Source organism: Pseudomonas sp. 8_5_2 (assembly GCF_059295255.1).
In genome coordinates this window covers 127,501-130,000 of sequence record NZ_CM181238.1, presented here as the reverse complement: position 1 = coordinate 130,000, position 2,500 = coordinate 127,501, and the positions used below count along the sequence as shown (strand labels likewise).

Below are 2,500 nucleotides of genomic sequence, written 5' to 3'. Positions count from 1 at the left end.
CGCACCTCAGTGTCAGTATCAGTCCAGGTGGTCGCCTTCGCCACTGGTGTTCCTTCCTATATCTACGCATTTCACCGCTACACAGGAAATTCCACCACCCTCTACCGTACTCTAGCTTGCCAGTTTTGGATGCAGTTCCCAGGTTGAGCCCGGGGCTTTCACATCCAACTTAACAAACCACCTACGCGCGCTTTACGCCCAGTAATTCCGATTAACGCTTGCACCCTCTGTATTACCGCGGCTGCTGGCACAGAGTTAGCCGGTGCTTATTCTGTCGGTAACGTCAAAACAGCAAGGTATTCGCTTACTGCCCTTCCTCCCAACTTAAAGTGCTTTACAATCCGAAGACCTTCTTCACACACGCGGCATGGCTGGATCAGGCTTTCGCCCATTGTCCAATATTCCCCACTGCTGCCTCCCGTAGGAGTCTGGACCGTGTCTCAGTTCCAGTGTGACTGATCATCCTCTCAGACCAGTTACGGATCGTCGCCTTGGTGAGCCATTACCCCACCAACTAGCTAATCCGACCTAGGCTCATCTGATAGCGCAAGGCCCGAAGGTCCCCTGCTTTCTCCCGTAGGACGTATGCGGTATTAGCGTTCCTTTCGAAACGTTGTCCCCCACTACCAGGCAGATTCCTAGGCATTACTCACCCGTCCGCCGCTGAATCCAGGAGCAAGCTCCCGTCATCCGCTCGACTTGCATGTGTTAGGCCTGCCGCCAGCGTTCAATCTGAGCCATGATCAAACTCTTCAGTTCAATACTGCTTGGGTTTTTAAGAAACCCTAAACTTGGCTCAGCAATCTCAAATGACTATGTGATTTCTCGCATGGTCACTTGTGATGCTGATAATCTTTTTGACTATCAGTCCGTACTCACAAGCACCCACACGAATTGCTTGATTCAATTTGTTAAAGAGCGGTTGGTTAAGAGCTTTTCGTCTCAACCGAGGCGCGCATTCTACGCTTTCCTCAGAGCCTGTCAAGCGTTTATTTTGAAGTTTTTTCCGAGAAACTCGTTTAGCTTCAAACACTTAACTCGCTTCGATCTCTCGTCGCGGGAGGTGAATAATACAGCATTCAAAAACGCTGTCAACCACCTTTTACTACCACCGGCTGGCTGTTAAGCCTACCAGGAGAAGCATGAGCTTCTACTTAAAGACAAAACCCCTACCTGCATGCGCAGATAGGGGTTTTGCGAAATGAATCTTGACGATGACCTACTCTCACATGGGGAGACCCCACACTACCATCGGCGATGCATCGTTTCACTACTGAGTTCGGGATGGGATCAGGTGGTTCCAATGCTCTATGGTCGTCAAGAAATTCTGTAGCCAGAATGTCCAGATGGACAGCCCAGCGAATTCGGATATGTGATGTTTGTGATGCTTTGTGAACAGTGCGAACTTTCGGTTCGTGTCATCTTCACCACCGCAATCTGCATGAGCAAATTGCTTGGGTGTTATATGGTCAAGCCTCACGGGCAATTAGTATTGGTTAGCTCAACGCCTCACAGCGCTTACACACCCAACCTATCAACGTCGTAGTCTTCGACGGCCCTTCAGGGGATTCTAGATCCCAGTGAGATCTCATCTTGAGGCAAGTTTCCCGCTTAGATGCTTTCAGCGGTTATCTCTTCCGAACATAGCTACCCGGCAATGCCACTGGCGTGACAACCGGAACACCAGAGGTTCGTCCACTCCGGTCCTCTCGTACTAGGAGCAGCCCCTCTCAAATCTCAAACGTCCACGGCAGATAGGGACCGAACTGTCTCACGACGTTCTAAACCCAGCTCGCGTACCACTTTAAATGGCGAACAGCCATACCCTTGGGACCGGCTTCAGCCCCAGGATGTGATGAGCCGACATCGAGGTGCCAAACACCGCCGTCGATATGAACTCTTGGGCGGTATCAGCCTGTTATCCCCGGAGTACCTTTTATCCGTTGAGCGATGGCCCTTCCATACAGAACCACCGGATCACTAAGACCTACTTTCGTACCTGCTCGACGTGTGTGTCTCGCAGTCAAGCGCGCTTTTGCCTTTATACTCTACGACCGATTTCCGACCGGTCTGAGCGCACCTTCGTACTCCTCCGTTACTCTTTGGGAGGAGACCGCCCCAGTCAAACTACCCACCATACACTGTCCTCGATCCGGATAACGGACCTGAGTTAGAACCTCAAAGTTGCCAGGGTGGTATTTCAAGGATGGCTCCATGAGAACTGGCGTCCCCACTTCAAAGCCTCCCACCTATCCTACACAAGCAAATTCAAAGTCCAGTGCAAAGCTATAGTAAAGGTTCACGGGGTCTTTCCGTCTAGCCGCGGATACACTGCATCTTCACAGCGATTTCAATTTCACTGAGTCTCGGGTGGAGACAGCGCCGCCATCGTTACGCCATTCGTGCAGGTCGGAACTTACCCGACAAGGAATTTCGCTACCTTAGGACCGTTATAGTTACGGCCGCCGTTTACCGGGGCTTCGATCAAGAGCTTCGCTTG

General features: G+C 51.3%; 3 rRNA genes (2 of these 3 running past the window's edge). All 3 read right to left on the bottom strand.

The features are described 5' to 3' along the window. Window positions 1-759: ribosomal RNA gene (locus tag AC5O5R_RS00610) — 16S ribosomal RNA — on the bottom strand (it extends 778 nt beyond the left edge of the window). A gap of 447 nt (window positions 760-1,206) precedes the next feature. Then, window positions 1,207-1,322, bottom strand: a 5S ribosomal RNA gene (gene rrf, locus AC5O5R_RS00605). Between the two features lie 143 nt (window positions 1,323-1,465). Further along, a 23S ribosomal RNA gene (locus tag AC5O5R_RS00600) occupies window positions 1,466-2,500 on the bottom strand (it continues 1,857 nt past the right edge of the window).